Source organism: Ruegeria sp. SCSIO 43209 (genome assembly GCF_019904295.1).
Taxonomy (GTDB): Bacteria; Pseudomonadota; Alphaproteobacteria; order Rhodobacterales; family Rhodobacteraceae; genus Ruegeria.
In genome coordinates, this window is record NZ_CP065362.1 from 151,807 (window position 1) to 177,761 (window position 25,955).

23 protein-coding genes and 1 tRNA gene are annotated in these 25,955 nt (G+C 55.1%); 17 read left to right on the forward strand and 7 right to left on the reverse strand.

Features of this window, described 5'->3' with window-relative positions:
• Positions 1–78 precede the first annotated feature (78 nt).
• Complete coding sequence (locus I5192_RS20160) at positions 79–603, forward strand: hypothetical protein (RefSeq protein WP_223118625.1); 525 nt, start codon at positions 79–81, stop codon at positions 601–603.
• A 25-nt stretch (positions 604–628) separates the two neighbouring features.
• Here the strand turns inward: I5192_RS20160 and I5192_RS20165 are convergent, their stop codons facing one another.
• From I5192_RS20165 to I5192_RS20175, 3 genes are all read right to left on the reverse strand, one after another.
• The gene (locus I5192_RS20165) at positions 629–2,392 is read right to left on the reverse strand and encodes an AAA family ATPase (protein WP_223118626.1); all 1,764 of its coding nucleotides are present in this window, start codon (positions 2,390–2,392) and stop codon (positions 629–631) included.
• A 207-nt stretch (positions 2,393–2,599) separates the two neighbouring features.
• Positions 2,600–2,676, reverse strand: a tRNA-Pro gene (locus I5192_RS20170).
• 126 nt (positions 2,677–2,802) lie between these two features.
• Positions 2,803–3,918, reverse strand: coding sequence for a class I SAM-dependent RNA methyltransferase (locus I5192_RS20175; RefSeq protein WP_223118627.1), 1,116 nt, complete (start codon positions 3,916–3,918; stop codon positions 2,803–2,805).
• 299 nt (positions 3,919–4,217) lie between these two features.
• Here I5192_RS20175 and I5192_RS20180 point away from each other — a divergent pair, with 299 nt between their 5' ends.
• From I5192_RS20180 to I5192_RS20210, 7 genes are all read left to right on the forward strand, one after another.
• Positions 4,218–5,561 carry a Na(+)-translocating NADH-quinone reductase subunit A gene (locus I5192_RS20180; protein ID WP_223118628.1) on the forward strand — a complete coding sequence of 448 codons (1,344 nt, stop codon included), beginning with the start codon at positions 4,218–4,220 and terminating at the stop codon, positions 5,559–5,561.
• A 5-nt stretch (positions 5,562–5,566) separates the two neighbouring features.
• Positions 5,567–6,775: an NADH:ubiquinone reductase (Na(+)-transporting) subunit B gene (locus tag I5192_RS20185; protein ID WP_170393985.1), complete on the forward strand. Its 1,209-nt coding sequence runs from the start codon at positions 5,567–5,569 to the stop codon at positions 6,773–6,775.
• Complete coding sequence (locus I5192_RS20190) at positions 6,768–7,583, forward strand: Na(+)-translocating NADH-quinone reductase subunit C (RefSeq protein ID WP_170635799.1); 816 nt, start codon at positions 6,768–6,770, stop codon at positions 7,581–7,583. Before I5192_RS20185 ends, I5192_RS20190 begins: the two co-directional genes overlap by 8 nt.
• Positions 7,583–8,236 (forward strand): NADH:ubiquinone reductase (Na(+)-transporting) subunit D, encoded by a 654-nt coding sequence (locus tag I5192_RS20195; protein WP_152460184.1) that lies wholly within the window; start codon positions 7,583–7,585, stop codon positions 8,234–8,236. The genes I5192_RS20190 and I5192_RS20195 overlap by 1 nt, the downstream gene beginning before the upstream one ends.
• Complete coding sequence (nqrE, locus tag I5192_RS20200) at positions 8,236–8,844, forward strand: NADH:ubiquinone reductase (Na(+)-transporting) subunit E (RefSeq protein WP_223118629.1); 609 nt, start codon at positions 8,236–8,238, stop codon at positions 8,842–8,844. The genes I5192_RS20195 and nqrE overlap by 1 nt, the downstream gene beginning before the upstream one ends.
• A 10-nt stretch (positions 8,845–8,854) precedes the next feature.
• On the forward strand, positions 8,855–10,078 hold the full coding sequence (gene nqrF / locus I5192_RS20205; protein ID WP_170393981.1) for an NADH:ubiquinone reductase (Na(+)-transporting) subunit F: 1,224 nt from the start codon (positions 8,855–8,857) through the stop codon (positions 10,076–10,078).
• 133 nt (positions 10,079–10,211) lie between these two features.
• Positions 10,212–10,991 (forward strand): metallophosphoesterase, encoded by a 780-nt coding sequence (locus tag I5192_RS20210; RefSeq protein WP_223118630.1) that lies wholly within the window; start codon positions 10,212–10,214, stop codon positions 10,989–10,991.
• 4 nt (positions 10,992–10,995) lie between these two features.
• On the opposite strand, the gene I5192_RS20215 is transcribed toward I5192_RS20210, so the two are convergent.
• Positions 10,996–11,520: a CBS domain-containing protein gene (locus I5192_RS20215; RefSeq protein ID WP_170393976.1), complete on the reverse strand. Its 525-nt coding sequence runs from the start codon at positions 11,518–11,520 to the stop codon at positions 10,996–10,998.
• Positions 11,521–11,640: 120 nt separating this feature from the next.
• On the opposite strand from I5192_RS20215, the gene I5192_RS20220 reads away from it, so the two are divergent.
• The 7 genes from I5192_RS20220 to I5192_RS20250 all read left to right on the forward strand — a co-directional run bounded on the left by I5192_RS20220 (position 11,641) and on the right by I5192_RS20250 (position 18,935).
• Complete coding sequence (locus tag I5192_RS20220; RefSeq protein WP_170393974.1) at positions 11,641–11,826, forward strand: hypothetical protein; 186 nt, start codon at positions 11,641–11,643, stop codon at positions 11,824–11,826.
• 67 nt (positions 11,827–11,893) lie between these two features.
• Positions 11,894–12,919: an FAD:protein FMN transferase gene (locus tag I5192_RS20225; RefSeq protein WP_170732681.1), complete on the forward strand. Its 1,026-nt coding sequence runs from the start codon at positions 11,894–11,896 to the stop codon at positions 12,917–12,919.
• 15 nt (positions 12,920–12,934) lie between these two features.
• Positions 12,935–13,165: a (Na+)-NQR maturation NqrM gene (gene nqrM, locus I5192_RS20230; RefSeq protein ID WP_170393970.1), complete on the forward strand. Its 231-nt coding sequence runs from the start codon at positions 12,935–12,937 to the stop codon at positions 13,163–13,165.
• Positions 13,166–13,180: 15 nt separating this feature from the next.
• A complete protein-coding gene (locus I5192_RS20235; RefSeq protein WP_223118631.1) occupies positions 13,181–14,851 on the forward strand; it encodes a sulfatase-like hydrolase/transferase in 1,671 nt (556 codons plus the stop codon).
• An 86-nt stretch (positions 14,852–14,937) separates the two neighbouring features.
• The gene (gpmI, locus tag I5192_RS20240; protein ID WP_223118632.1) at positions 14,938–16,455 is read left to right on the forward strand and encodes a 2,3-bisphosphoglycerate-independent phosphoglycerate mutase; all 1,518 of its coding nucleotides are present in this window, start codon (positions 14,938–14,940) and stop codon (positions 16,453–16,455) included.
• Positions 16,452–17,585 (forward strand): murein hydrolase activator EnvC, encoded by a 1,134-nt coding sequence (locus I5192_RS20245; protein WP_223118633.1) that lies wholly within the window; start codon positions 16,452–16,454, stop codon positions 17,583–17,585. The genes gpmI and I5192_RS20245 overlap by 4 nt, the downstream gene beginning before the upstream one ends.
• A 6-nt stretch (positions 17,586–17,591) precedes the next feature.
• Positions 17,592–18,935 carry a S41 family peptidase gene (locus I5192_RS20250; RefSeq protein ID WP_170393963.1) on the forward strand — a complete coding sequence of 448 codons (1,344 nt, stop codon included), beginning with the start codon at positions 17,592–17,594 and terminating at the stop codon, positions 18,933–18,935.
• A 46-nt stretch (positions 18,936–18,981) separates the two neighbouring features.
• Here the strand turns inward: I5192_RS20250 and I5192_RS20255 are convergent, their stop codons facing one another.
• From I5192_RS20255 to I5192_RS20265, 3 genes are all read right to left on the reverse strand, one after another.
• Positions 18,982–20,508 (reverse strand): MFS transporter, encoded by a 1,527-nt coding sequence (locus I5192_RS20255; protein WP_223118634.1) that lies wholly within the window; start codon positions 20,506–20,508, stop codon positions 18,982–18,984.
• A 63-nt stretch (positions 20,509–20,571) separates the two neighbouring features.
• Positions 20,572–20,937 carry a hypothetical protein gene (locus I5192_RS20260; RefSeq protein WP_170407248.1) on the reverse strand — a complete coding sequence of 122 codons (366 nt, stop codon included), beginning with the start codon at positions 20,935–20,937 and terminating at the stop codon, positions 20,572–20,574.
• A gap of 10 nt (positions 20,938–20,947) precedes the next feature.
• On the reverse strand, positions 20,948–21,709 hold the full coding sequence (locus I5192_RS20265) for a DUF6478 family protein (protein ID WP_223118635.1): 762 nt from the start codon (positions 21,707–21,709) through the stop codon (positions 20,948–20,950).
• 233 nt (positions 21,710–21,942) lie between these two features.
• Between I5192_RS20265 and I5192_RS20270 the strand changes: the two genes are divergently transcribed.
• Together I5192_RS20270 and I5192_RS20275 are read left to right on the forward strand one after the other, a co-directional pair.
• Positions 21,943–25,038 carry an ABC transporter transmembrane domain-containing protein gene (locus tag I5192_RS20270; RefSeq protein ID WP_223118636.1) on the forward strand — a complete coding sequence of 1,032 codons (3,096 nt, stop codon included), beginning with the start codon at positions 21,943–21,945 and terminating at the stop codon, positions 25,036–25,038.
• The gene (locus I5192_RS20275) at positions 25,028–25,927 is read left to right on the forward strand and encodes a CPBP family intramembrane glutamic endopeptidase (RefSeq protein ID WP_223118637.1); all 900 of its coding nucleotides are present in this window, start codon (positions 25,028–25,030) and stop codon (positions 25,925–25,927) included. Before I5192_RS20270 ends, I5192_RS20275 begins: the two co-directional genes overlap by 11 nt.
• The last annotated feature ends 28 nt before the right edge of the window (positions 25,928–25,955 follow it).

The window sequence follows — 25,955 nt, forward strand, 5'->3', positions numbered from 1 at the left end:
CTCGAAATTCCCTATTTTTCTCCAAGTTTTCATCTGCGAATGATTCGCCAAGAGCAAACAGCCTAAAGGGGCGAGCAGATGTATGTATCAACGGAGAAGTGCTTAAATCGATCGGCCAAAGAATATGCCGATGGAGCTCTGGTACTCCTTGAGACGTTCAACCGAAGTGAATCGGATGAGCGTTGCGAGGCTTCGGATTACATCTTCGATCTCTACAACTTGGGGTATGCGTTCTTTAGAATTCGCACGATGATGGCGAAAGGCCCTGACACAGTTCCGCATGACTGGTTGCTTAGACGAGAAGTTTCGCGGGCGCGGAGAAACGTTTTGGCTCGATATCCGCGCCTGTTGAACGAACGAATTGTCAATGAAGGGTTCAATGCGCTGGAAGAGCTTTTTGAGTTCACTGGAAATGTGGAGGCCCAGCCAAGGAGCGGAACCAAGACAACGGCGCTGGCAGTGTCACACTTCTTTCAGAATATTCTGCACAATATCTTTGTAGGTTCGCGGTACGGCCTCTTGGACCTCGATCGAGCACTTGGAAAACCATCATCGGCACAAATCTCTCCGACACACGATCCTGATCAGAGGCTGCTGATATGACGTGAGTCTAAGTCACCGCTCACTATCATATCTGTGATGCATCATGGGGAAGGCCGTTCGCTGCACGGATCAAGGCAGCAAGTTCGTTAAGTCGAGCCTTTAGGTCGAGCCGACTGATGTCCGCAGGTTGTTGACACACACGAAGCGCGGCCCCGACTTTGTCGCCTTTGGTGTATAGTTTGGAATCTGGGTTTTTGGGTTTTCGTCTTAAAAAGTAGAATGCATGATCGTAGGGGCCAACATCGCTCTTCTCTAGATAGATCGACGGATGGCAATCTTTTAGCGCGTTGTGCAGAGCATCAGGCTCTACATAGTTTTCGATCTCTCGGCCTTTCGTGATCCAAACAACTCCGTCGTCATTCATTTCGTTTTTGATGCGTTGAGCGGCTGGTTTGAGATGGGCACGCGCGCTGTTTTTGTCGCTGTCAATGACAATAGCGATGTTTCGATTGAGCTCTTTCAAACGAATAAACTCTTCAAGCGCATCATCATCTGCGCTTAGGTGGCTAATCAAACCACCGCCGTAGAAGAGGATACAATAATGTGTGCCTTCCGCGAGCTCGGGTGCAACGCTCGTCAACCAATGGCGGATGTAGATACGGTCTGAAGGCCCCTCTACCCATATCACAGCATTGGCTTGCAAAATATCTGAGGCGCGATAACCAAGTTTATCAACGATACCTCGTTTTTGTGACTGGCTTACTGCTTCTTTAACGTAGGTTTGAGTGCCGTCGTTTTCTACATGAAAAACCGAAGCACCCGGTGTATCGATAAATGCAGCCGAGTGAGTGGCAATAAAGTACTGGTTAGAAGTGTTTTCTTGAAGATAGCTAATTAACTTGCGCTGCAACAAGGGATGTAAGTGTATCTCAGGTTCCTCAATACACATGATCTTGTGTTGGTGAATCGTACAAAATGCAGCGATCAAAATTACTTCGTGGATACCAGTGCCAAGCGAAGAGAGAGGGAGAACCTTGTTGTCGATGTGAACAAGTAAATGCTGTCTGCTACTGGGTACTTCCAACACTGCATCAGGTTTGCCTATTACCGTTCGAACGAATGCGTTAATCTGGTCGAATGCCGCCTTCAAGTCGCGTTCATGGTGATCAGGGTTTTGAATTCCGGCGAGATGATCAATCAGACCTTTGCCCGAGAGATCATCGAAGGTTTCATCTTTGGGTCCCAACTGGCGTTTGGCGGGTATAAGCATGCTTTCAGGAAGATTTTGCTTCAATCCGGCGACGATTAGACCGATAGTTTCTGGAACCCAATGAAGTGTTGGATCGCCCCCTGTTTTATTTGCGAGAATAGTCCATAGTTCGTACCAATTACGCTGATTTACCCAACCAACTGCGTTGTCCACCTGGACTTCGTTTAGCGCCGCTGGGCACGCGTTAGCGCCTTCGGGTTGTACCCATATATGCCCATGGAGACTCACCCGTTCTAAAATGGCCTTTAAAGTTTTAACAGGGCTAGTCATCCCCCATGGCGCAGATATCAGGCGTTCTTTAAATACGTCCAAAGCACTATCGAGAGGGATTCCGATTGCGCTTGCTAAGTGACCAGTTTTTTCTCCGCGGTATGTATTTGCCGAGGTGGAGTCAGGTTCACTGGCAGTCAACCCTTCTGAAAACGGTAGACATTCGTTCAGAAAATTCAGAATGATCGATTTGCCAGAGTTATTCTCTCCCACAAAGAAGTTTATCTTAGAGAAGGGGCAGATGTATTGGGTCTCGGGACCGATGCCTCGATAGTATTGAACGCTTGCGCCCCGAAGAAAAACCGGCATGAATAAGCCCTTAGTCTAATTTAGTCGATTAGCTGCAACCTACGGATTGCCAACTCCGTGTGCAATGTGACCTGACGCGAAACAATCGAACGAAGAATCCACAATGGCATTCAACTTTGTGGTGCTGCCCCGGTGCTGCCCCGCATTGACAGACAAACCAGATTGCTCGCCAAGCAGCCCTTAAGATGTTGTAATTATTAATAATAATGGTCGGAGTGAGAGGATTCGAACCTCCGACCCCTGCCTCCCGAAGACAGTGCTCTACCAGGCTGAGCTACACTCCGACCGTGGCGCGTGATCTATACCTCGTCATATCGATGTGCAAGAGGGATTTTGGGCGTACACACATATGTCGTCGCTGGATTCGAGGGGTGGTTTTAACCCTTCGCCCGATCTGCGAATTCGCTGAGTCACTGCAACGGATCGGTTCGATACAGTCGGATTTTTGTTCCGCCGTGATCAACGATTGGGCCGGGGGGAAGCATTGGCAATCGCGTTGCGCGGGCAAGTCCGGGTGTGGTGGTGATGATGCCGACACGCCATCGCTGGAAACGACTGGATAATACCTTGCCTAAACTGCCATAGAGCGACCGCAGGCGCTTTTCATCACCGATGCGTGCCCCATAGGGCGGATTGACGATGACCAGCCCAGCTGGGCCTTCTGGCGGCTTGATATCACTGACCGAACAGTGCTGAAATCGGGTGGCATGATCCACTTGTGCCTGTCGGGCGTTAGAGCGTGAAGCCTCGACTGCGCCTGTATTGCGATCTGAGCCAAAGAATCTCAGCTCTGTTTCGGGTTGACCGGTACGAGTGCGCATTTTTTGCCAGACAACTGGATCGAAGCTTGCCAAATCTTCGAATGCGAACTGACGTGAGCGGCCTGGGGGCAGACCAAGTGCAATTTCAGCCGCTTCGATAACGAATGTTCCAGAGCCACACATCGGGTCCAGAACCGGTTCAGACCCGTCAAACCCACACTCACGCAGGAACATCGAAGCCATTGTTTCCCGCATCGGGGCCTTGGCGACTGCAGGCTTATGACCGCGCTTGTGCAAGAGCTCGCCGGATGTGTCGACGGAGATCGTGCATATGTCTTTTTCGATTCGTAGCAGCACGCGGACTTTGCCATCGAGTGAGATTGAGGTGCCGAGCCCCTCGGATATGGCTTGTTCGATGCGCTGTCGCGCCGCTCCTGCATGATAGATACGAGATTTACGGCAGGTTGCTTCGACCTTCACGGGAATGTCTGGCCTGAGATAACTCGCCCACGGGAATTTTCGGGCGCGCTTGTCCAATTGCGCCAAATGCACGGCGGGGAAACTGCCCAGTCGCACCAGAACCTTGTTGGCACCGCGCAATTCCAGATTGGCGCGCCAGACTTCCGGCCAATCGCCACGGCACACGACACCACCTGGAACGATCCTGGCGCCCGAGAATCCGCGCTCGATGGCCTCGGCACACAAAGGCGTTTCGAGCCCCGGAGTGGCAATCAGAAAAATCTCGAATTTATCATTGTTGTCCATTGTGGTTGCTTACACCGGTTGATCAGCCTGTGCGACACGCAAATTAAATGGGCAAATTGTTCTGAACGACCGTAAGCTCAAAAGAATGTGACATTCCTTTTCGATTTTGGGCGGTAACAGGTTTGCGTTTGCACTCATCCCCGCGTAAAGGAGCCGTGATCGGAAATACGCCTGCGGATTCTGGTCGGATAATGGCGCTTTCGCGACCGGACAGACGGGAAATTTCGTGTTATTTCCTGGCATCATTGTAAGATGGCGCGCAGCAGGCGCAGGACAAAGGCTTGGAAGAACGTAGCAACATGCAAACTTTCAAACTAAAAAAAGGGTTGGATTTGCCGGTTGAAGGCGCGCCCGAACAGAAAATCCAGCCGGGGCCTGAATTCTCGTCGGTTGCCGTTCTGGGCAGTGATTATATCGGATTAAAGCCCAAGATGCTGGTGCAAGAGGGCGACGCGGTCCAGCGAGGAACGCCGTTGTTCTGCCACAAGGATGCGCCCGACGCGATGATGGTCGCGCCGCTGACCGGCAAGGTCGTGGCAATTAATCGCGGGGCGCGACGCGTATTGCAAAGCGTGGTGATAGAGGTCTCGGATGCCAATGACGCCGGCATAGACTTCTCGGGCATCGGCGATGCCGAGACTGCCGAAGGTGTTACGGCCAAGCTATGCGCGGCCGGGCTGTGGACTTCTTTCCGGACACGTCCTTATTCAAAGATGCCCGTACCAGGCTCCAAGCCTACAGCAATCTTCGTGACAGCCATGGACAGCGATCCACTGGCAGGTGATGCGGCATTGGTTATTGCGGATGCGGGCGAGGCATTTGCGGCTGGTCTCGCAGCTGTCTCAAACCTGACCGATGGCAAGACTTATCTGTGCCAGCAAGAGGGGGCATCCATCCCCGGTTCCGATCTGCCAGGTATAGAAGCGGCTGCGTTTTCCGGCCCACACCCCTCGGGCCTTGCTGGAACTCATATTCACTTCCTTGAGCCGCTGGGAGGGGACAAGCAGGTTTGGACCATTGGCTACCAGGACGTGATCGCGATCGGTCGTCTGATGCAGACCGGTCATCTGGATACAAACATCGTGATTGCTCTGTCTGGACCGGGCGCGCGCCAACCGCGCCTGATCCGCACCGTGATGGGCGCGTCGACGGATGACCTGACCCGGGATGAAGTGAACGTCGACGGAATCGCGCGGATCATCTCGGGGTCGATCTTGTCGGGGCAGCATGCCGATGGTCCGACCGCCTATCTGGGCCGTTTTGCGCGCCAGATCAGCATTATTCGCGAAGATCATGATCAGCACACACTGGGCTGGATTCTTCCTATGCCTTCGAAATATGCGGTACAGCCTGTTTTGGGATCGGCTTTTGCCAAGAAGCTCTATTCATTCACGTCTAACCTGAATGGTGGTCGCCGCGCGATGGTGCCGACGGGTGTATTCGAAGAGCTTATGCCCCAGGATTATCTGCCGACGCAATTGCTGCGGGCGCTATTGGTGATGGACACCGACACCGCGCAGGCGCTGGGTGCACTGGAACTGGACGAAGAAGACCTGGGCCTTGTGGGCTTTGCCTGCCCTGCGAAATATGAATATGGGCTGGCGCTGCGCGACTGCCTCACCAAGATTGAAAAGGAGGGCTGATCCACATGGGTTTGCGCAGCTTCTTCGATCGGATCGAGCCGAACTTTACCAAGGGCGGCAAGTACGAGAAATATTTCCCCATCTACGAGATGGTGGAAAGTTTTATCTACACTCCGAAAACCGTCACGACCGTCGCGCCGCATGCGCGCTCTTACGTGGATATGAAGCGGATCATGACCTACGTCGTGATTGCTACGATCCCCGCAATCCTCTGGGGGATGTATAACACCGGCTATCAGGCAAACTCGGCCATTGCTACGTTGGGACCGGATTCGGCAACAGGCTGGCGGATTGCGATCCTGCAGGTGTTCGGCATCTCGCTGAACCCTGACAGCATTTTCGCCAATGTGATGCATGGATTGATGTATTTCCTTCCGATCTACATCACCACACTGGTTGCGGGCGGTATTTTTGAGGTCATCTTCGCCACTGTGCGCGGCCATGAGGTCAATGAGGGTTTTCTAGTAACCTCCATGCTTTACACACTGATTATGCCTGCGACAGCGCCATTGTGGCAGGTCGCGTTAGGCATCATTTTCGGTGTCGTGATCGGTAAGGAAGTATTTGGCGGCACGGGCAAGAACTTCCTCAACCCGGCGCTGGTCGGGCGTGCTTTCCTATATTTCGCCTATCCCGCGCAAATGTCGGGGGATTCAGTCTGGACCCCGGTGGATGGATTTTCCGGTGCGACTGCATTGGGCATCTCCGCCGCTGAAGGCGTTCAGGCACTGGCGGCCGACGGGATCACCTGGGCCAATGCGTTCTTCGGGCAAATTCAGGGTAGCTTTGGAGAGACATCGACGCTGGCTTGCATGATCGGCCTGGCCTTCCTGCTGACGACCAAGATTGCCAATTATCGCCTGATTGTGGGCTGTCTTGCGGGCACGATAGGCTTCACGCTTCTGCTGAATCTGATCGGATCGGACACAAATCCGATGTTCGCGATGCCTTGGTACTGGCATATCGTGCTTGGGGGCTACGCCTTTGGTCTGGCGTTCATGGTAACTGAGCCCGTTTCGGCCAGCCACACCAATATGGGCCGCTACATCTATGGCGCGCTGATTGGTATCATGGTTGTGATGATCCGCGTCATTAACCCCGCTTTCCCAGAAGGTATGATGCTGGCAATCTTGTTCGGAAACGTTTTTGCGCCGCTGATCGACTATTTCGTCGTCCAGGCAAACATCAAACGGAGGGCGCGTCGCCATGTCTGATACGCAATCCAATGAACCCAAGGGAGCGATTGCCAAGTTTCTGGCTGCTTCGCCGGATTCGGTAGGCAAGACTATCTTTGTTGCCGTTGCCGTCTGCCTTGTAGCCTCGATGGTCGTGTCTGCTGCTGCGGTCAGCCTGCGCCCGGTGCAGGAAATCAACCGTTTGAAGGATAAGCAAGTCAACGTTCTGCAAGTTGCCGGCATCTACGAACCAGGCATTGATGTGACCGAGGCATTCGCTGCCTTTGAGCCGCATGTACTGGAATTGTCTACAGGTGAATTCGTTGACGATCAGTTCGACGCGAGCACCTTTGATGATATCGCTGCTGCCAGCGATCCAGATCTGAGCGTCGCTTTGGACGATGACCCGGCTGGGATCGGGCGCAAGTCCAAGTACCGCGTGATCTATCTGCTGCGTGATGATGCAGGCGCGCTCGACAAGGTAATCCTGCCGCTTCACGGTTATGGCCTGTGGTCCACGCTTTATGGTTTCATCGCGCTGGAAAACAACGGCAACGATATCTACGGCCTGCAGTTCTATCAGCACGGTGAGACACCGGGCCTTGGCGCCGAGGTGGACAATCCTCGCTGGAAGGCGCTGTGGAATGGCAAAAAGCTGCGCGATGATGCAGGCGATCTGCAAATCACCGTTGCCAAGTCGCAGCCTGCGGCAGGCCCCGATTTCTATGTCGATGCGCTGGCTGGTGCCACGCTGACGTCGGTTGGTGTCGATAACCTGGTGAAATTCTGGATGGGCGACGCGGGCTACGCCCCGTTCCTGGCCAAACTGCAAGCAGGAGAGCTCTGATGTCTCAGACCAAGAAAGAGATGCTGGTCGACCCGCTTGTCGACAACAACCCGATCACGCTGCAGGTGCTGGGCATCTGTTCGGCGCTGGCGGTGACCTCGTCACTGCAGGTTTCTATGGTGATGGCGCTGGCGGTGATCTTCGTGACCTCGTTCTCGTCTTTCTTCATCTCGTGCCTGCGCAACCAGATCCCCGGCTCAATCCGGATCATCGTGCAGATGGTGATCATCGCCTCGCTGGTGATCCTGGTGGACCAGATCCTCAAGGCTTATGCGTTCGAGATTTCCAAAACACTGTCGGTCTTTGTCGGCTTGATCATCACCAACTGTATCGTGATGGGCCGGGCCGAAGCGTTTGCCATGAAGAACCCCCCGGTCGCGTCCTTTATCGACGGTATGGGCAACGGCATGGGCTATGGTCTGATCCTGCTGCTGGTCGGCTTCATTCGTGAGCTGTTTGGCGCCGGGTCACTGTTCGGTGTCACCATTCTGGAGACCGTCAACAACGGCGGCTGGTATGTGCCCAACGGCATGCTGCTGCTGCCGCCGTCGGCTTTCTTCATCATCGGTCTGATCATCTGGGCCTTCCGCACATGGAAGCCGAACCAGGTGGAAGAGCGTGAATACAAAATACAGCAGGTAGAGGCCCACTGATGGAAGGTCTGATTTCACTGGCCGTAAAGGCCATCTTTGTCGAAAACCTTGCGCTCAGCTTCTTTCTGGGGATGTGTACCTTCATCGCTGTTTCGAAGAAGATCTCGACCGCGCTTGGTCTGGGCATCTCGGTCATGGTTGTTCAGGCCATCACTGTGCCGGCCAACAATCTACTGCTGAATTATCTGCTGAAACCAGGTGCGCTGGCCTGGGCAGGTTTCCCGGATGTGGACCTGACGTTCCTTGGACTGATCTCGTATATCGGCGTGATCGCAGCGATGGTTCAGATCCTAGAGATGGTGCTGGATAAGTATTTCCCCCCACTCTACAACGCGCTGGGGATTTTCCTGCCGCTGATCACAGTGAACTGCGCCATTTTGGGTGGTTCACTGTTCATGGTGGAACGTGACTACGATTTTGCCGAAGCGGCGACTTACGGTCTGTCCTCTGGCTTTGGCTGGGCTCTGGCGATTACCGCGATGGCGGGTGTTCGGGAAAAGCTGAAGTATTCGGACATTCCCGATGGTCTGCAAGGCCTGGGCATCACTTTCATCACCGCTGGACTGATGGCGATGGCCTTCATGTCCTTCTCGGGCGTGAAACTGTAAGGAGGGCGGAATGGAAACCTTTGGCTTAGGTGTAGCCCTTTTCACCGTTATCGTTCTTGGTCTGGTTGCCATCATCATGGCGGCGCGGTCCAAGCTGGTTTCAACCGGTAACGTGAACATCACCATCAATGGTGAGAAAACAATCTCGGTTCCGGCGGGTGGCAAGCTGCTGCAGACGCTTGCCGCAGAGAAGCTATTCGTGCCCTCCGCTTGTGGTGGCGGTGGCACCTGCGCGCAATGTCGCGTGCGCGTGCATTCCGGCGGTGGCTCGATCCTGCCGACCGAGGAAAGCCATATCACCAAGCGAGAGGCGTCTTGTGGTGACCGGCTATCCTGTCAAGTTGCAGTCAAGCAGGATATGGACATCGAAGTTCCCGAAGAGGTCTTCGGCGTCAAGAAATGGGAATGCACAGTTCGCTCGAACGAGAATGTGGCGACCTTTATCAAAGCCCTGACGCTGGACCTCCCGGAAGGTGAGGATGTGAATTTCCGCGCTGGTGGTTACATCCAAATCGAAGCGCCTGCACACCAACTCGCCTATACGGATTTCGACGTAGAAGAAGAATATCGCGAGGATTGGGATCGCTTCAATCTATGGCAGTACAAATCCGTCGTCGCCGAACCGATCGAACGCGCCTATTCCATGGCAAACTATCCGGATGAAAAAGGCATGATCATGCTGAACGTCCGCGTAGCTTCGCCCCCTCCTGGGTCCGAAGGTATCCCTCCGGGTCAGATGTCGTCGTATATTTTCAACCTGAAACCGGGCGACAAGGTCACGATCTCAGGTCCCTTTGGCGAGTTCTTTGCTCGCGAGACAGAAAAAGAGATGGTCTTCATCGGTGGTGGTGCTGGTATGGCCCCAATGCGCAGCCATATCTTTGACCAGCTCAAACGCCTTGAAAACCGCAACCGCAAGATCAGCTTCTGGTATGGAGCGCGGTCGAAGAAAGAGATGTTCTTTGTCGAAGATTTCGACACGCTGGCCAAGGAATTCGACAATTTCGAATGGCACGTTGCGTTGTCGGACGCCCAGCCCGAGGATGACTGGAAAGGCTACACTGGCTTTATCCACAACGTTTTGTTTGAGGAATATCTGAAGAACCACCCCGCACCCGAGGATTGCGAATACTACATGTGTGGTCCGCCAATCATGAACCAGTCGGTCATCAACATGCTGCTGGATCTGGGCGTGGACCGCGAAGACATCATGCTCGACGATTTCGGCGGATAAACAGAATCGGTCGGTTCCAACCCTTGGGACCGACCATTTTCATTTTGGGTCTGATGTTGGGCAGGCTGCCAATATCAACGTCTGCATTTGGCGAATTCCGCTTCATATTTTGCCGCATTGGGCAGCAGGTCTTATGTTAACCGGATGGATCAAAAGGCTTATCGCATCTCAAACACCGCCTGATCAGACGGTGAATCTGCATTCATTGGCGCCTACAGAAAAATTCTACGCAATCGGAGACATACATGGGAGGTTGGATCTTTTACAACGGCTCCTGCCTGCGCTGGATAACGACTGTCCGGTGGTGTTTGTAGGCGACTATGTTGACCGGGGCGGATACAGCGCGCAGGTGTTGCGTCAGCTACATCACCTCGACACGAACCCCGAAACCCGGGCGATCTGCCTGAAAGGCAATCACGAAGATATGCTGCTTGGGTTTTTGTCTGATCCAACCCGGATGGAGCGTGTCTGGCTGTATAATGGCGGTGCTCAGACTTTGGCTTCGTTTGGGCTTGCGGATATTGACCAGTCCAACCCGCAAGCCGTTGCCGAACAACTGCAGCAAGCGATGGGACAACCGCTTCTGGACTGGTTACAAGATCGGCCGCTGACCTGGACGAGCGGGAATGTAACGGTTGTTCATGCCGCGCTTGATCCTTCGCAGCCGGTCGATCGGCAACAGGACAGAACTTGCCTTTGGGGGCATCCTCAGTTCCGCAAGAAACGCAGGAAAGACGAGCAATGGGTGGTGCATGGCCATACCATCGTCGACGAAGCTCGGGTCGAGCATGATGTCATTTCGATCGATACAGGTGCGTTCATCACCGATCAGTTGACGGCTGCGGAAATCTCGCCTGGTTCTGTCCGATTTATCTCGACAACGCACACCGGAATCGCGCGCGTATCAGCGTAAGTCGCTAGCCGACGATCATTTGCTTCATTCTAAGTGCTTCGTATTCCAGTTCTTTCAAGCGGAAATGAACCACATCGCCAATGGTGATCACCCCGCGCAGATTTCCATCACTCAGCACGGGCATATGCCGGAACCGGCCTTCGGTCATGGTTTTCAGCACATCGTTCAGATAATCTTCGGGGCTGCAGGTTTTGACCTCGGTCGTCATCAGATCGGCCACTGATTGGGGTAGGGTCTGGCCGGGCGTTTCCGCCATACGGCGCACGATGTCACGTTCGGACAGGATACCCTGCAGGGCACCATTTTGATCCGTCACAACAACGGCCCCGATGCGTTTTTCGCGCAAGATATCCACGACCGAGTGAATCGTGTCGTTGGGCCGCACCGAAAAAACGGCATCCCCTTTGCCTTCCATCAGTTTCGCAACCGTTGTCTGGGTATGCGACAGATTGGTCTCAACTGATTGACTGCGGGTTGTCGCCGCGGCCTTGTCGCCGCGTGTCGGAGGCTGGTAAGAGCTTGGGGCCATGGGCGGTCTCCTCTTTCACCGGTATTGTCCTTACAACCTACCTTACCGCAGGGACCGGCCCTGTATAGGGTGCAATTTCGAAAACCGGCGTAACTTGGCCACTTCAAAAGGAAATTGCTTGTGAGCAACCTGTATCTGACGCCACCAGTTGCCGCGCTGATATTCTTTATCGTGGTGGTCTGCGGCCATAATTTTCGCATGGCTTGGAAACAGCAACCGGAAGGTTGGCAAAAGCGCGCTTGGCTGTTTGGCGTCCCGGCAGCAATCGGGCTTTTTACATTGGCGTTTTTGCCGCTCAAGATTTGAGGCCGGTTTGACTCTGAACAGGCTCACTGGCATATGCCGGGCAAGAACACTCCCGGGAGATTGCACCATGCGCCCACTGATCGCACTGGCCTTACTTTTGACTGTTTCGGCCTGCTTGTTTGGCAAAGAGCCTGACGTGGTACGCCTGTCCGGCGAGACGATGGGCACCACGTTCAACATCACCGCAATCGGCGATGATTTGGACGAAGCAGCGCTGGGGCAAGCGGTTCAGGAGACCCTGGCGCAGGTCAATGCCAAGATGTCCAACTGGGACCCGAAATCCGAGGTCTCGACCTTCTCGGCCTCAGGCAGCACGGACCCCATGCAAGTGTCAGACGAATTTGCCTTCGTCATCGAGGCCGCAAATGAGGTTCACGAGAAATCCGGTGGTACGTTTGATGTTACCCTTGGTCCGCTGATCGAATTGTGGGGGTTTGGACCGCGAAAACCTGAAGACCCAATTCCGGCAGATGACGAGATCGCGACAGCGCTTGGGCAAGTGGGACAAGCGCGGTTGTTAGAATTGGATCGCGGAGCGGGCACTTTGACCAAGTCAGAGGCCGGAGTCGGAATCAACCTGTCTGCGATTGCCAAAGGCTATGGCATCGATGCGGTTGCCGCACAGCTGCGCGAGGCCGGGATCGAGAACTATATGGTCGAGATCGGTGGTGATTTGGTGACCATGGGCGAGAATGATAAAGGCGAAAGCTGGCGGATCGGGATCGAAAAACCCGAGACTGGCGCGCAATCAATCCAGTTGATCGTGCCGCTCGACAATCTGGGAATGGCGACCTCGGGTGATTACAAGAACTTCTTCGAACAGGACGGGGTGCGCTATTCGCATATCATTGACCCGACGACGGGCCGCCCGATTACTCATCGCACCACTTCGGTTACTGTTATAGCAGACAACGCCATGATGGCGGATGCGTGGGCAACGGCGATGCTGGCATTGGGTCTGGAAAAGGGTCTGGAACTGGCCGAAGAGCATAAACTTGCCGTGTTCTTCATCTCGCGGGATGTGACAAGCGGAGAAGAAGCCTATATCACCGTACAAAGCAGCGCCTTCAAGGATGCGCTGGGGACCAACTGACCGGTAGGAACCGCTATGAGCACCTTTATTCTGGCCTTTTTCCTGTTGCTGATCGTCATGGTTGGCATGGCGCTGGGTGTGATGTTGATGGGCAAAACCATCAAAGGCAGCTGCGGTGGCCTGAACGCGATCTCGGGTGCCGATAAATGTGTGGTCTGCCAAAAGGATATCGATCCCGACAGCCCTCTGCGCGACCAGTTGCAGTGCAAGCGTGCGAAAAAGATGCTGCAACAGATGGAAGGCTAGGATAACCCTCTTGGCATGAACAAAGCCAAGAACGTCCTCTTCATCATGTTCGACCAATTGCGCTGGGACTATCTCAGCTGCTACGGGCATCCACATCTGCATACGCCAAATATTGACCGTCTCGCCTCGATGGGTGTGCGGTTCACGCGGGCCTACATCCAGTCTCCGATCTGCGGCAGTTCCCGTATGTCGACCTATACCGGCCGCTATGTGCATTCGCACGGCGCGTCATGGAACGGAATCCCGCTGAAAGTTGGTGAGGTCACCATGGGCGATCACTTGCGCAAGGCAGGGATGGATTGCTGGTTGGTTGGCAAGACTCATATGCGCGCAGACGCCGAGGGCATGGCTCGTTTGGGGCTTGAGCCCGACAGCCTGATCGGGGCACGCGTCGCTGAATGCGGGTTTGATGTCTTTGAGCGCGATGACGGGATGCGCCCCGAAGGGCCGGATGGGTTTTATGACCCGGATGGCGCCAAAAGGTACAACGAGTATCTGAAAGACAAAGGCTATGAGAGTGACAACCCCTGGCACGACTTCGCCAATTCGGGGCTGGATGAAGAGGGCAATGTACTTTCGGGTTGGTTCCTGAAGAATTCGTCAGAGGCCGCGAATATCGCCGAGGAAGACAGCGAAACGCCTTATCTCACCTCTCGCGCCATGGAGTTCATGGAAAACCATGACGGGCCGTGGTGCTGCCACCTTAGCTATATCAAACCGCATTGGCCCTATATTGTGCCGGAACCCTACGCCTCGATGTATGGTCCCGAACATATTCTGCCTGTCATTCGGTCCGAAGCTGAACGGCAGAACGCTCATCCGGTGCTGAAAGCGTTCATGGATACGAAAATCGGCCAGACCTTCTCGCGTCAGGATGTACGCGAGGCCGTGATCCCAGCCTATATGGGCCTGATCAAGCAGGCTGACGACCAAATGGGGCGGCTGTTTGACTGGATGGATCAGACCGGACGAATGCAGGACACGATGATCGTGCTGACCTCGGATCACGGGGATTTCCTGGGCGATCACTGGATGGGAGAGAAGACCTTCTTCCATGACGCCTCGACCAAAATGCCGCTGATCATCTTTGATCCATCGCCCGAGGCTGATGCCACACGCGGCACCACATGCGATGCATTGGTCGAATCCATCGATCTAGCGCCCACGTTTCTGGAGATTGCAGGCGGTGAACCCGCAGGGCACATTTTGGAGGGGCATTCGTTGCTGCCCATCCTGCACGGTCAGGCCGAAAGCACTCCGCGCGATGTGGTGATTTGTGAGTACGACTACTCCGCATCCCCCATTGCGCAGACACTGAACGCCTCGGTTCGGGATGCGGTCATGTTCATGGTTGCAAACGAGAAATGGAAGCTGATCCATTGTGAAGGGGGCTATCGCCCGCTTTTGTTTGATCTGGAGAATGATCCGAATGAGCTGACGGACCTTGGCGTAAGCGATGAGCATGCAGACATCATCGCCGAGATGTATGATCACCTGTTCACCTGGACGCGGCGCCAGTCGCAGCGCACGACCCGGTCGGAAGAACAACTGCTAAACATGCGTGGATCAAGCCGAGGAACAGGCGTGGTGATCGGTATTTACGACGAAAACGAGATGCCGCTTGAGCTGACCGTTAAATACCGCAACCGCAAAGCGCGACCCTTTGGGGACTACAAGACAGATTAATTCTTCATTCGCGGCCCTAATGACGGTTCAACCTTGAGCGGGCAGGGGGTAGAAGACAGCAACGCCGCCTCAATCGGAGAGCTTTCATGACCGCCCCAAAGCCCGTTGTCCTTTGTATCCTTGATGGTTGGGGCCTATCCGACGACACCAAGGCCAATGCGCCTTATCTGGCAAATACGCCAACCTTTGATGCTCTCATGGCTGAAGGTCCTCATGCGCAACTGATAACGCACGGGCCGGATGTGGGTCTACCTAGTGGTCAGATGGGTAATTCCGAGGTTGGTCACACCAATATCGGGGCTGGGCGCGTGGTTGCGATGGATCTGGGGCAGATTGACCTAGCCATAGAAGACGGTTCTTTCTTTCACAATGAGGCGCTGCAGAGCTTCATCGCTAAGGTGAAAGCTGCAGGCGGGACAGCGCATCTGATGGGGCTGGTATCGGATGGGGGCGTGCACGGGCACCTGGATCACATCGTAGCTGCCGCCAAAGCGGCTACCGATGCGGGTGTGCCTGTGGCGCTACATGCGATCACCGACGGGCGCGATGTGGCCCCGAAATCGGCCTTTACCTACATCGCCGAACTCGAAGACCGGTTGCCCGATGGCGCAAAGGTCGTCACCGTCTGTGGGCGCTACTTTGCCATGGACCGCGATAATCGCTGGGTACGCGTTTCCGAGGCCTATGACGCAATAGTCAAAGGTCAGGGGCGCACCGTGGCCTCGGCCCATGAGGCCGTCGACCATGCCTACGCCCAATCCGAAACCGACGAGTTTATCGCGCCCACGGTTCTTGCTGGTTATTCCGGTATTAAGGACGGTGATGGGTTCTTTTGCCTGAACTTCCGCGCCGACCGTGCCCGAGAAATCCTGCGGGCAATTGGGGAGCCCGGTTTTGCTGAGTTCGACAACGGTCCGCGCCCGCAGTTGTCGGCGTTACTGGGCATGGTTGAGTATTCCGATGGCCACAGCGATTATATGACGACCGTATTTCCCAAGCGGGATATCGTGAACACGCTGGGCGAATGGGTTGCTAAGCAAGGCCTGCGCCAGTTCCGGCTGGCCGAAACCGAGAAGTACCCTCATGTCACTTTCTTCCTGAACGGTGGCAAAGAGCAGCCCGAGGGTGGCGAGGATCGCTTCATGCCCAAATCGCCCAAAGTGGCGACATATGATTTGCAGCCCGAGATGTCCTCGGCCGAAGTGACAGAAAAGTTCGTCGAGGCGATCCACGGCGGATATGATCTGATCGTCACCAACTACGCCAATCCAGATATGGTTGGTCATACCGGTGATCTGCAAGCTGCGATTGAAGCCTGTGAAGCTGTTGATCAAGGGCTGGGGCAGGTGGTTGCAGCGCTGAAGCAGGTCGGGGGTGCGATGATTTTGACCGCAGATCACGGTAATTGTGAAATGATGGTTGACCCGGAAACGGGCGGTCCACATACGGCGCATACGCTGAATCCCGTGCCTGTTGTTCTGGTCGGCGGCCCCGAAGGGGCAAGCCTGCGCGATGGGCGCTTGGCCGATCTTGCTCCAACTTTGTTGCAGCTTATGGAATTGCCGAAACCCGTTGAAATGACAGGGGAAAGCTTGCTGACATGAGATTGCGCCCGATCGTTGCTGCAGCGCTGATTTGGGCCACCCCTGTCGTCGCCCAAACCAGCCCGTCAAAGGCGGCACTAGAAGCGGCCGAGATGCTGGAGCAAGCCTCGATCGCGTTGACTGAGGCCGAATCTGCCCGCGACCGGGTCAAAGCTCTGACCGAAACCATAAAAGCCTACGAGGCTGGTCTGAGCGCTATGCGCGACGGCCTGCGCCGCGCGGCCTTGCGCGAGGCGCAATTGACTGCAGAATTGCAGGTACAAGAGCAGGAGGTAGCGCAGCTGTTAGGTGTTCTGCAGACGATCGAAACCACCGCGCCTCCAGTACTTATGCTGCACCCGTCCGGCCCACTTGGGGCCGCGCGCACTGGTATGATGTTGTCCGAAGTCACGCCTGGGTTGAACGCGCAGGCTCAGGCGCTTGCAAACGAATTGCAAGAGGTACAGACACTGCGACAGCTTCAACAAAACGCTGCCAATACGCTGACCGAAGGGTTGGAGGGTGTTCAGGATGCCCGCACGCAGCTTAGTGAGGCGATAGCGGACCGGACCGATCTGCCGCGCCGTTTCGTAGAAGATCCTGTGCGTACAGCGATCCTGATATCCTCGACCGAAACGCTGGATGGGTTTGCCAGTGGGTTATCCGAGATCACCGATGGTGAGATTGAAGATACAAATGCAGATGTCTCGGGCCGGAAAGGTCAAATCGCGTTGCCCGCACAAGGGGTCATGCTGCACCGGGCGGGTGAAACGGACGCAGCGGGGGTAAGGCGCCCTGGGCTGGTGCTGGGCACGCGACCCCGCGCATTGGTCACCGCGCCAACGGCTGCCACGATCCGTTACCGCGGGCCCTTGCTGGATCTCGGGAATCTTGTGATCCTTGAACCCCAGCCCGGATTGCTATTCGTGTTCTCAGGTCTGCAAGAGGTATATGGTCTGACCGGGGAAGTGATACCCGAGGGTACTCCGGTAGGTTTGATGCCGGGTGAAACTCCGGAAATCGGCGCTATTATGTCAACAAGCGGTGATGGCACTGGAACTGACTGGTCAGAAACGCTCTATATAGAAGTAAGACAGGATAACAGCCCAGTGGACCCGGAATCATGGTTCCGGACGGACAAGGATGGATAAACGAGTATGAAGAAATTTGTGATGGCCGGACTGGCCGGCACCGTGGCAGGGATAGTCGCAACAACACAGATCGCAGGCCCTCTGCTTGCGCAAGAGGCCGAGAACAAGGCAAGTGTTTACGAACAACTTGATCTGTTCGGTGACATTTTCGAACGTATTCGCGCCCAGTATGTCGAAGAGGTAGAAACCGACGAGCTGATCGAGGCTGCGATTGATGGGATGCTGACCTCGCTAGACCCACATTCCAGCTACCTGTCGCCTGATGATGCCGAGCAGATGCGCGTGCAGACACGTGGCGAGTTTGGCGGGCTCGGTATCGAAGTCACGCAGGAAGAAGGCTTTGTCAAAGTTGTATCGCCCATCGATGACACCCCAGCGGATGCTGCTGGTATCGAAGCGGGCGATTTCATCACTCATGTGGATGGCGAGAGCATTTTGGGGCTGACGCTGGATAAAGCCGTGGACCTGATGCGCGGCCCGGTGGGATCGGAAATCGTGATCACAGTCGTGCGTGAAGGCGAGCAGGAGCCATTCGACGTAACGATCGTTCGCGACACGATCAAGCTGACCGCAGTTCGTGCACGTACCGAAGGTACAAGTGTCGTGTTGCGTGTCACGACCTTCAATGACCAAACCTATCCGAACCTCAAGGAAGGACTGGAAGAACAGATCGAAGAGGCCGGAGGCATCGAAAACGTCAATGGCATCGTTCTGGATCTGCGTAACAATCCGGGCGGGCTATTGACACAGGCCATTAAGGTCTCTGACGCGTTCCTGGATGAGGGCGAAATCGTCTCGACCCGGGGTCGCAATCTCGAAGATGGTGAGCGATTCAACGCAACACCCGGCGATCTGACCGGAGGCAAGCCCATCGTTGTGCTGATCAACGGTGGTTCGGCCTCGGCGTCGGAAATTGTCGCGGGCGCCTTGCAGGATCACAATCGCGCCATCGTGGTTGGTACTAAGAGCTTCGGCAAGGGATCGGTGCAGACGGTCATGCCGCTTCGGGGTGACGGGGCTATGCGTCTGACAACCTCTCGCTACTACACGCCCTCGGGTCGTTCGATTCAGGCGCTTGGCGTCAGCCCGGACATCATCGTCGAACAACCACGCAACAACCCGGTTGACGAGGAAGAGGAAGATACAAACACCCGCACCCGGTCCGAGGCCGATCTGCGTGGCAGCCTGAACAATGACAGCCTCAGCGAGGACGAGATTCGCCAGATCGAAGAGGATCGCGCCAAGGCCGAAGCCACCGCGGAGCTGCGGGAAGAGGATTATCAACTGGCCTATGCCATCGATATTCTCAAGGGCCTGTCCGCATTCAATCCGACTGGACCTTCACAATAAAGGATAGGGGCCGCCACCAGCGGCCCCATACTTACACCTGTACGGGTTACCCTTCGACCTTGTGCAGCTTTTTCTCATCCAGCATCAGCGCTAGGACGATTCCAGCAGCGACTGAGATCGTGGCGAATACAAAAGCCATATTCATTCCGGTATCAAAGGCCGCCGCAATGGCGGCCTGAACCTTTTCAGTTTCACCTGAATTCAACTTTTCAAGCACTGCTTTTGCCGAGTCTGTGTTCAGCGTTCCACCATTGATCGCTTTCTGATCAGCCTCGGACATTTTGATGCCTGACGCGGTCAATCGGGTTTTCAGGCTGGACAGGCTTGTCACATACATGACCGCCGTCGCACAGGCGACCGCGATTGCCCCATAGACGAGATGGGTCATGAAACTCAGGCCGCCAACCAGTCCGGCGCGTTCCGGCTTGACCGCGCATACAGCGGCTGTTCCCGAAGGCCCGACCGTCAGCGTTGCGCCCAAACCAATCAGCGCCATTCCGGGCAGAATCTGAAAATATCCGGTCCCGGAAGGCATGATGACAACGCTTGCCGCCCCGACTGTGGCGCAAATATATCCCCAAAACAGCAGTCGCTTGGGCCCAAAATCGTTATACAGCGTACCCGAGACGATTGATCCGACCGCTAGCAACACCGTCAGCGGTGCCAAACCCAGCGCCGATTGGAACACAGACCATCCCAAGACTTTTTGCATATACTGCGGAAAATATAGCAGCCCGACAAAAGCTGCCGAGACGTTGAACATATTCAGACCCAAGGTAATCAGAAACTCTCGGTTCTGCATCAACTGAGGCATTAGCAAGGGTTCCTTGACCCTCTTTTCGACTTTCGGAAACAGGAAGAACAAAACGGCGCTGACAAAAAACAGCAGCAAAAGCGGCAGCGAAGTCCAGCCCCAATCGGCACCAACATCCAAACCGTAAAGCAAGAGCAAAACTGCAAAAGAAAGGATGCCCATCCCGGCAAAGTCGATGTGTTCACCTTTCTTATGCTCGGTCTCACGCTCCATCAGCAGGATCGCAGTCGTCATCGAAATGCTGGAAAACACCACATTGGCGAGGAAAAACAACCGCCAATCACCCAGATTGACCACCGCGCCGCTAATCATCGGTCCAAAGACATTACCCGTGGTGACACCCGCCAGTATCAGCCCCATCACCAATGCGCGGTGTTCTTCTTTCGACACTTTGGTGGCTCCAAATGCCAGTGTGCAGGGCCACACGCATCCCGCCCCGATCCCCTGCAAGGCGCGTGCGCCGATCAGGTAGTCCAATCCGGGTGAGACAAAGCATAAAACCGACGCAAACAGAAAGATCGAAAGACCGATGATCATCATCTTGCGATGACCATACATGTCACCCAGGCGACCTCCGGCCACCATCGTCATGGCAAAGAACAGAGCGTAAATATTCAGAACCCACTGGGTGCTGGTGATGTCGGCGTCAAAGCTGTTTTCGATTGCCGGGACCAGCATGAGGGCACCGGTAAAATCGATCCCGATCCCGAAACCCGTCACCATCAGCGCGATGACCTTTATGATGCTGTTGCGATCCATAGGCCAATCCAATGATGCACGTATGGACCTGAAAAGATAGGGACAATCCTATCGGTACTGTGGTCAGGTTTCGCTTTGAGATGCCTGAGAGCGGCGGAACGCGCGCTTTAACATGTCCAACTCGGCGCGCAACAAAGCGACTTCGGCCCTCAAGTCATCTGCGGCGGGTGAACCGGCGATGATGGTGAAATCCCCCAGCTTATGGCCTGTTGTTCCATCGTGAATCACGACAGTATGGACACCTTCCGACAGGGCGGCGGGCGGCACAGGGATGCGCAAGGCCCAGCCATCTGTTGCTGGTTCCAACTCAACATCAGTCAAAGGCTCACCAAGAAACAGCACCTTGATCTGAGGGGGGCTTTCGCTGGTCAAATGGCCTTCCCACAGGCCGTTTTCGAAGCGGATTGGTGTCAGGGTGGTATGAGACATTGAGTACCCTTTACAGATCAGCCCGGTGGTAACGGCAGAATGTCAGGTCACGAAACACCACACGGTTCATCGCGGGTTGATCAATGATCAGATCCAGCCAGAGTTTTTCAATTCGACGCTCATTCACGTTCAGATGGGCCAGATCAAAATCTACAGTCGCCGCAGGTGTTGAAAGATCAAGTTCGCGCAGAACCTGCTCGGTATTTGGGCCATGCTGAATGTTCAGGCGGGCGAAGACTACGGTAGAACGCTCGTACTCAACCAGAGTGTCGACCCGCATCAGATGCTGGCGGGACAGATTTATGGCGGCATCCGTGGGCAGATCAATGGAAAGCGACAGGAAAGATCCCTGAAAATCAAATACCTCAACGGCCAGACTGAAAGGCGCCAAATCCTTGTCTCGCCGATTTCGGATTTGCTGCAGCCCGATCTCGACCTGGCTGCAATCGTGAAACAGGATGACCTGCCCATCCATCCGCGCCTTGCGCGGGGCCGAGGCTATACCTTTGCGGATCAGTGGCGTCCGCCACAGGTCCGGTCGCCACGACCAATCCGTTCCCAAGGGTTTTGGAAATTGGGTCGCCCCAATCAAGGGTTGGATCAGGCGAGCATCAGCTTTTTGAATTGCTTGTTCAAGTTTGCCGCGCAACCGCCGGGCGTCATCACGTTGGCGGCGAAGCTCAGGCAGTGCGAGGTGGTCAGACTGCTGCGCGGCACGCTGCCAGCGCCCCAGAGCCTTTAGTTGAATATATCGATCCAGTAATCTGCCCATCGCCCCATCTTTCAAGACAGCCCCTCTTTAGTCAAAGTCGGGGTAGGGGACAAACCAGTCTTACTTGATTAGCGGATAAATCTTCCCGAATCCTAAATGTGATCTCCTATCCAGCTGGTTTCTGCGTCGCAAAGAGCCGCCATTCTTGCAATAGCTCGGGCCGAGGCTTACCGTCGGCGCTCGGGCAATCGGCATTTGTCCCGGATCATACAGGCTCATCATGAGGCAGGGGAATGGAACCCACCCTATTTTCATTCATATGGAAGCATTCGAAAAAACAGCAATTGGTCCTGCTATTGCTGACCGTTCTGTCATTTCCGTTCCTTTACGCTTCGTTGGAGCTTCCCAAGCAGATCATCAACGACGCGATTGGTGCGCCCGCTGACACCGTGACAGCACTTGGTATCACCGTGACACAGGTGCAGTACCTGCTGATTCTGTGCTTTGCCTTTTTGGCAACTGTCATCGCCAGTGGCGTGATGAAAATGCGCATCAATACCATGAAAGGCATTCTCGCCGAGCGGATGTTGCGTCGCCTTCGCTTTACCTTGATCAGCCGCTCGATGCGCTTTCCCAAATCCTATTTCGCCACCACCAGCCAAGGTGAACTGGTATCGATGATCACGTCCGAGGCCGAACCCATGGGCGGGTTGATGGGAGATGCCATCGCGCAGCCCGTTTTTCAGTTCGGCCAGATGATGACGATCGTCACGTTTCTTTTCATGCAAAGCGTGTGGTTTGGTCTGGCCAGTATTGCATTGATCCCTTTGCAGGCTTGGCTGATTCCCAAATTGCAGCGTCAGATCAACCTTCTGAACAAGGATCGCATTCAGGAGGTCAGGCGGCTGAGCTCTGAGATTGGCGAAAGTGCTGCTGGTATCAGCGATCTGCGCACCAATGGCGGCTGGCGCTATCGTCTGGCGCAATTCAGCCATCGGCTAGGAACCTTGTTCGAGATCCGCTTTAAGATCTACAACAAGAAGTTCTTCATGAAGTTCCTCAACAATCTGATCACTCAGATGACACCCTTCCTGTTCTATTCAGTGGGCGGCTATCTGGCGATCACGGGCGAGGTGACAGTAGGCGCATTGGTCGCCGCGTTGGGTGCATATAAAGACCTCAGCGGCCCTTGGAAGGATCTTCTGACCTACTACAACCAGGTACAGGACATGTCACTGCGCTGGGAAATTGTGACCGAACGGTTTGCCCCATCGAATATGATACCCGAACAGTTGTTTGAGGGCGTCCCCGAGGCGATCCCGCACCTAACCGGCGATATCGAACTGCGCAACGTGACCGTTCGTGATGATGACGGCAAGACCATACTTGAGGATATTGATCTTACCATTCCCCAAGGCGCTCGGGTTGCGATTCAGTCGAAACACGCTTCGGAACGCAGTGCGCTTGCGCAGTTGCTGACGCGCGAAGTGCTGCCGGTTCAAGGCGAGGTTCTGATGGCTGGCCACAACCTCAACAGCCTGCATCAGGCGGTGATTGCGGCGCGGATCGGCTATGCCTATTCACGCCCTTACCTGTTCGACGGAACATTGGGTGATAACCTGCTAATGCCGCTGCGCACGCATCCTCAACACGAAAGTGGTTCATTGCAGGCCCCCTCACGCCGCCAGATCGAAGCCGTGCGCGCCGGGAACCCACCCGATTCACTGTCCGATGAATGGATCGATCCAAGCCTCGCGGGTCTTGATGACATCGAGGATATTCGCGATTGGTGGTTCCAGCTTGTCGAAGCGATGGGCATTGATGAATTTATGTTCCGGCGCACTTTGCGCTCTCAGTTCGACCCGGAAGTACACCCGGTGCTGGCGAAAGAAATAGTCGATCTGCGAGATACCGTTGCCACACGCCTGCAAGAGCGCGGGTTGGACAAGTATGTCTATCGGTTCGATCCTGACCAGTTCAATCCCGCCGTGCCCTTGGGCGGGAACCTGCTGTTCGCTTCACCGACGCATGATATCGCACCGGACATTCTGGCGGGGGACCACCGCTTTCTGTCGTTGCTTACGGGCAATGGCCTGGATGATGACGCGCTCAGCATCGCTCAGGCCGTTCTGGAAACCCTAAACCAGACTTTCGGGCGAGATGGGGCCGATCACCCATTGTTCTTGCGGCTTGGCATGTCAAAAGACATGTACCACCGTCTGCTTGATATCGAAGAGCGCCGCAAAACCAAGGGCGAAGAAGCCATCGGCGATCAGGAACGTGCGCTGCTGTTGACCGTCCCATTCATGCTGACCGCTGAACAAATCGGCCCGAGTTTCCCTGAGGAGTACAAGGACAAAATCCTTTCCATTCGTCACAGTCAGGCCGAACGGCTGCGGGGCGCTATGGGTGCGATGTTCGTGCCGGTGTCACCGGACGTCTACGTTCCCCGCCTGACAGCAATGGAAAACGCTCTGTATGGTCGGGTATCCATCATGGCTGGTGCTCATGCAGAAGAGATCGAAGATCTGGTCGCGGAGGTTCTGAACGAGGCCGGGCTGCGCCGAAGGGCCGCCGCGATCATCTACGACCTGCCGTCCGGGTTAGGTGGGAACAACCTTCCGACAGTGTTTCAGGAGCGTGCTGCCTTTTCTCGTGCCGGGATCAAACGCCCCGATATCCTGATACTCGACAAGGCACTGGCCAGCCACGACTCTGAAAGCCGCCTGCGGACTCGTCTGAAGCTGCGCGAGTTATTACCCGACTCGATTATGATCTTTATGGAGGATCATTTTGCCCATCCGGAAGCCTATGATTTGTTTGTTGAAATAAAGGACGGTCGCATCGATGGTGTCTCACGCGTGTCCACCGATGCCGAAGACACCGGGACGGACGACCTGAGCCGGAAACTCAAGATCATTTCTTCGACCGAGTTGTTTTCACGAGTCGATGGGCGCAACCAGCGTCTTCTGGCGTTTTCGGCCCAATGGTACGAGGTCGCGGCAGGTCAAACCATTTTCGCACGTGGCCAGGCTCCCGATGCGGCGTATTTGTGTATTTCAGGTTCGGCAAGCCTGAATTGGCTGAATGAACACGGTGAAATGCGTTCGCTCTCGATAGTAGAACCCGGGCGCCTTATCGGCGATCTTGCGATTATCACCAATGAGCCGCGACAATTGGATTTGGTGGCCCTCACGGATTGCTCGTTCCTGCGGATCGGCGCGGAGGAATTGCGTGCTGTGATTGAAAGTGACGCGGGCGTTGCGATGAGGCTGCTTGAAACCGTGGCCGGATACCTGTCCACGGTGTCCGAGCGGTTGCGTGACCCCAACACTCCAATTGGGGATGACCTGCCTTCGGTAAGTGCTGAGCAAACCGATGAGCACTAATGAAAGGCGGGGGGCCTATTCAAGTCATCAGCAATTGCTAGGTGCCGCCCGCAGATATCCCGAGATATGGCGCTTGTTGGCTGGTCTTGCGCTGGTCTCAGTGGTTGTGGTCACGCTCAATGCAATCTTGTTCGCAATCGTTGCCAGTCTTGGCTCATCAGGATCGGCGGTCACATTCTTGAATGGATCGTCGCCAACAGCGCTCCTTATTGTGCTCTCCAGCTTTATTTTTGTCACTATTGGCGTGGCGCTGGGGGCACGACTATTTCAGCACCGGTCACTTGCCTCGGTCCTGGGCGAACAATCCATCGCAATCTGGCAGTTTTGGCGCGTTGTTCGCGCATTGCTTCTGCTGGGTGCAGTCATATTCATACTCCCCCCCTATGACCTTGGTGCACCATTGGTGGCGAACCTCGCGTTAACCAAATGGCTTTTGCTGCTTCCCTTATCCGCTGTTGCGGTGCTGATTCAGACCAGCGCCGAGGAAATCCTGTTCCGAGGCTATATGCAACAGGGCCTCGCCGCGCGGTTTCGGTCTCCGCTGATCTGGATGGGTCTGCCATCAATCTTGTTCGCAGCTGGCCACTACAGCCCCGCGACGGTCGGAGACAATGCGGTCTTGATTGCCATCTGGGCGCTGACATTTGGGCTTTTGACCGCCGATCTGACCGCGCGAGCGGGTACGCTGGGCCCCGCCATTGCGCTGCATTTTTTCAATAACATCGCGGCTCTGCTTGTCATTTCGTTTCCCGACAACCTTGGTGGCCTGGCCTTGTTCCATCTTCCTTATGAGGCATCGGACGCCGAAGCGTTGCGACCTTGGTTGCTAGTCGACTTTGCGCTGATGATCGTGGGGTGGCTCACCGCAAGATTGGTCCTCAGGCGCTGATTGCATTTCCCGGCATTGCGTCTTATTT

Excerpts from the sequence above, each read along its gene's own strand:
- I5192_RS20160 (WP_223118625.1), top strand. The coding sequence starts at position 79 with ATGTATGTATCAACGGAGAAGTGCTTAAATCGATCGGCCAAAGAATAT.
- I5192_RS20165 (WP_223118626.1), bottom strand. The coding sequence starts at position 2,392 with ATGCCGGTTTTTCTTCGGGGCGCAAGCGTTCAATACTATCGAGGCATC.
- I5192_RS20175 (WP_223118627.1), bottom strand. The coding sequence starts at position 3,918 with ATGGACAACAATGATAAATTCGAGATTTTTCTGATTGCCACTCCGGGG.
- I5192_RS20180 (WP_223118628.1), top strand. The coding sequence starts at position 4,218 with ATGCAAACTTTCAAACTAAAAAAAGGGTTGGATTTGCCGGTTGAAGGC.
- I5192_RS20185 (WP_170393985.1), top strand. The coding sequence starts at position 5,567 with ATGGGTTTGCGCAGCTTCTTCGATCGGATCGAGCCGAACTTTACCAAG.
- I5192_RS20190 (WP_170635799.1), top strand. The coding sequence starts at position 6,768 with ATGTCTGATACGCAATCCAATGAACCCAAGGGAGCGATTGCCAAGTTT.
- I5192_RS20195 (WP_152460184.1), top strand. The coding sequence starts at position 7,583 with ATGTCTCAGACCAAGAAAGAGATGCTGGTCGACCCGCTTGTCGACAAC.
- nqrE (WP_223118629.1), top strand. The coding sequence starts at position 8,236 with ATGGAAGGTCTGATTTCACTGGCCGTAAAGGCCATCTTTGTCGAAAAC.
- nqrF (WP_170393981.1), top strand. The coding sequence starts at position 8,855 with ATGGAAACCTTTGGCTTAGGTGTAGCCCTTTTCACCGTTATCGTTCTT.
- I5192_RS20210 (WP_223118630.1), top strand. The coding sequence starts at position 10,212 with ATGTTAACCGGATGGATCAAAAGGCTTATCGCATCTCAAACACCGCCT.
- I5192_RS20215 (WP_170393976.1), bottom strand. The coding sequence starts at position 11,520 with ATGGCCCCAAGCTCTTACCAGCCTCCGACACGCGGCGACAAGGCCGCG.
- I5192_RS20225 (WP_170732681.1), top strand. The coding sequence starts at position 11,894 with ATGCGCCCACTGATCGCACTGGCCTTACTTTTGACTGTTTCGGCCTGC.
- nqrM (WP_170393970.1), top strand. The coding sequence starts at position 12,935 with ATGAGCACCTTTATTCTGGCCTTTTTCCTGTTGCTGATCGTCATGGTT.
- I5192_RS20235 (WP_223118631.1), top strand. The coding sequence starts at position 13,181 with ATGAACAAAGCCAAGAACGTCCTCTTCATCATGTTCGACCAATTGCGC.
- gpmI (WP_223118632.1), top strand. The coding sequence starts at position 14,938 with ATGACCGCCCCAAAGCCCGTTGTCCTTTGTATCCTTGATGGTTGGGGC.
- I5192_RS20245 (WP_223118633.1), top strand. The coding sequence starts at position 16,452 with ATGAGATTGCGCCCGATCGTTGCTGCAGCGCTGATTTGGGCCACCCCT.
- I5192_RS20250 (WP_170393963.1), top strand. The coding sequence starts at position 17,592 with ATGAAGAAATTTGTGATGGCCGGACTGGCCGGCACCGTGGCAGGGATA.
- I5192_RS20255 (WP_223118634.1), bottom strand. The coding sequence starts at position 20,508 with ATGGATCGCAACAGCATCATAAAGGTCATCGCGCTGATGGTGACGGGT.
- I5192_RS20260 (WP_170407248.1), bottom strand. The coding sequence starts at position 20,937 with ATGTCTCATACCACCCTGACACCAATCCGCTTCGAAAACGGCCTGTGG.
- I5192_RS20265 (WP_223118635.1), bottom strand. The coding sequence starts at position 21,709 with ATGGGCAGATTACTGGATCGATATATTCAACTAAAGGCTCTGGGGCGC.
- I5192_RS20270 (WP_223118636.1), top strand. The coding sequence starts at position 21,943 with ATGGAACCCACCCTATTTTCATTCATATGGAAGCATTCGAAAAAACAG.
- I5192_RS20275 (WP_223118637.1), top strand. The coding sequence starts at position 25,028 with ATGAGCACTAATGAAAGGCGGGGGGCCTATTCAAGTCATCAGCAATTG.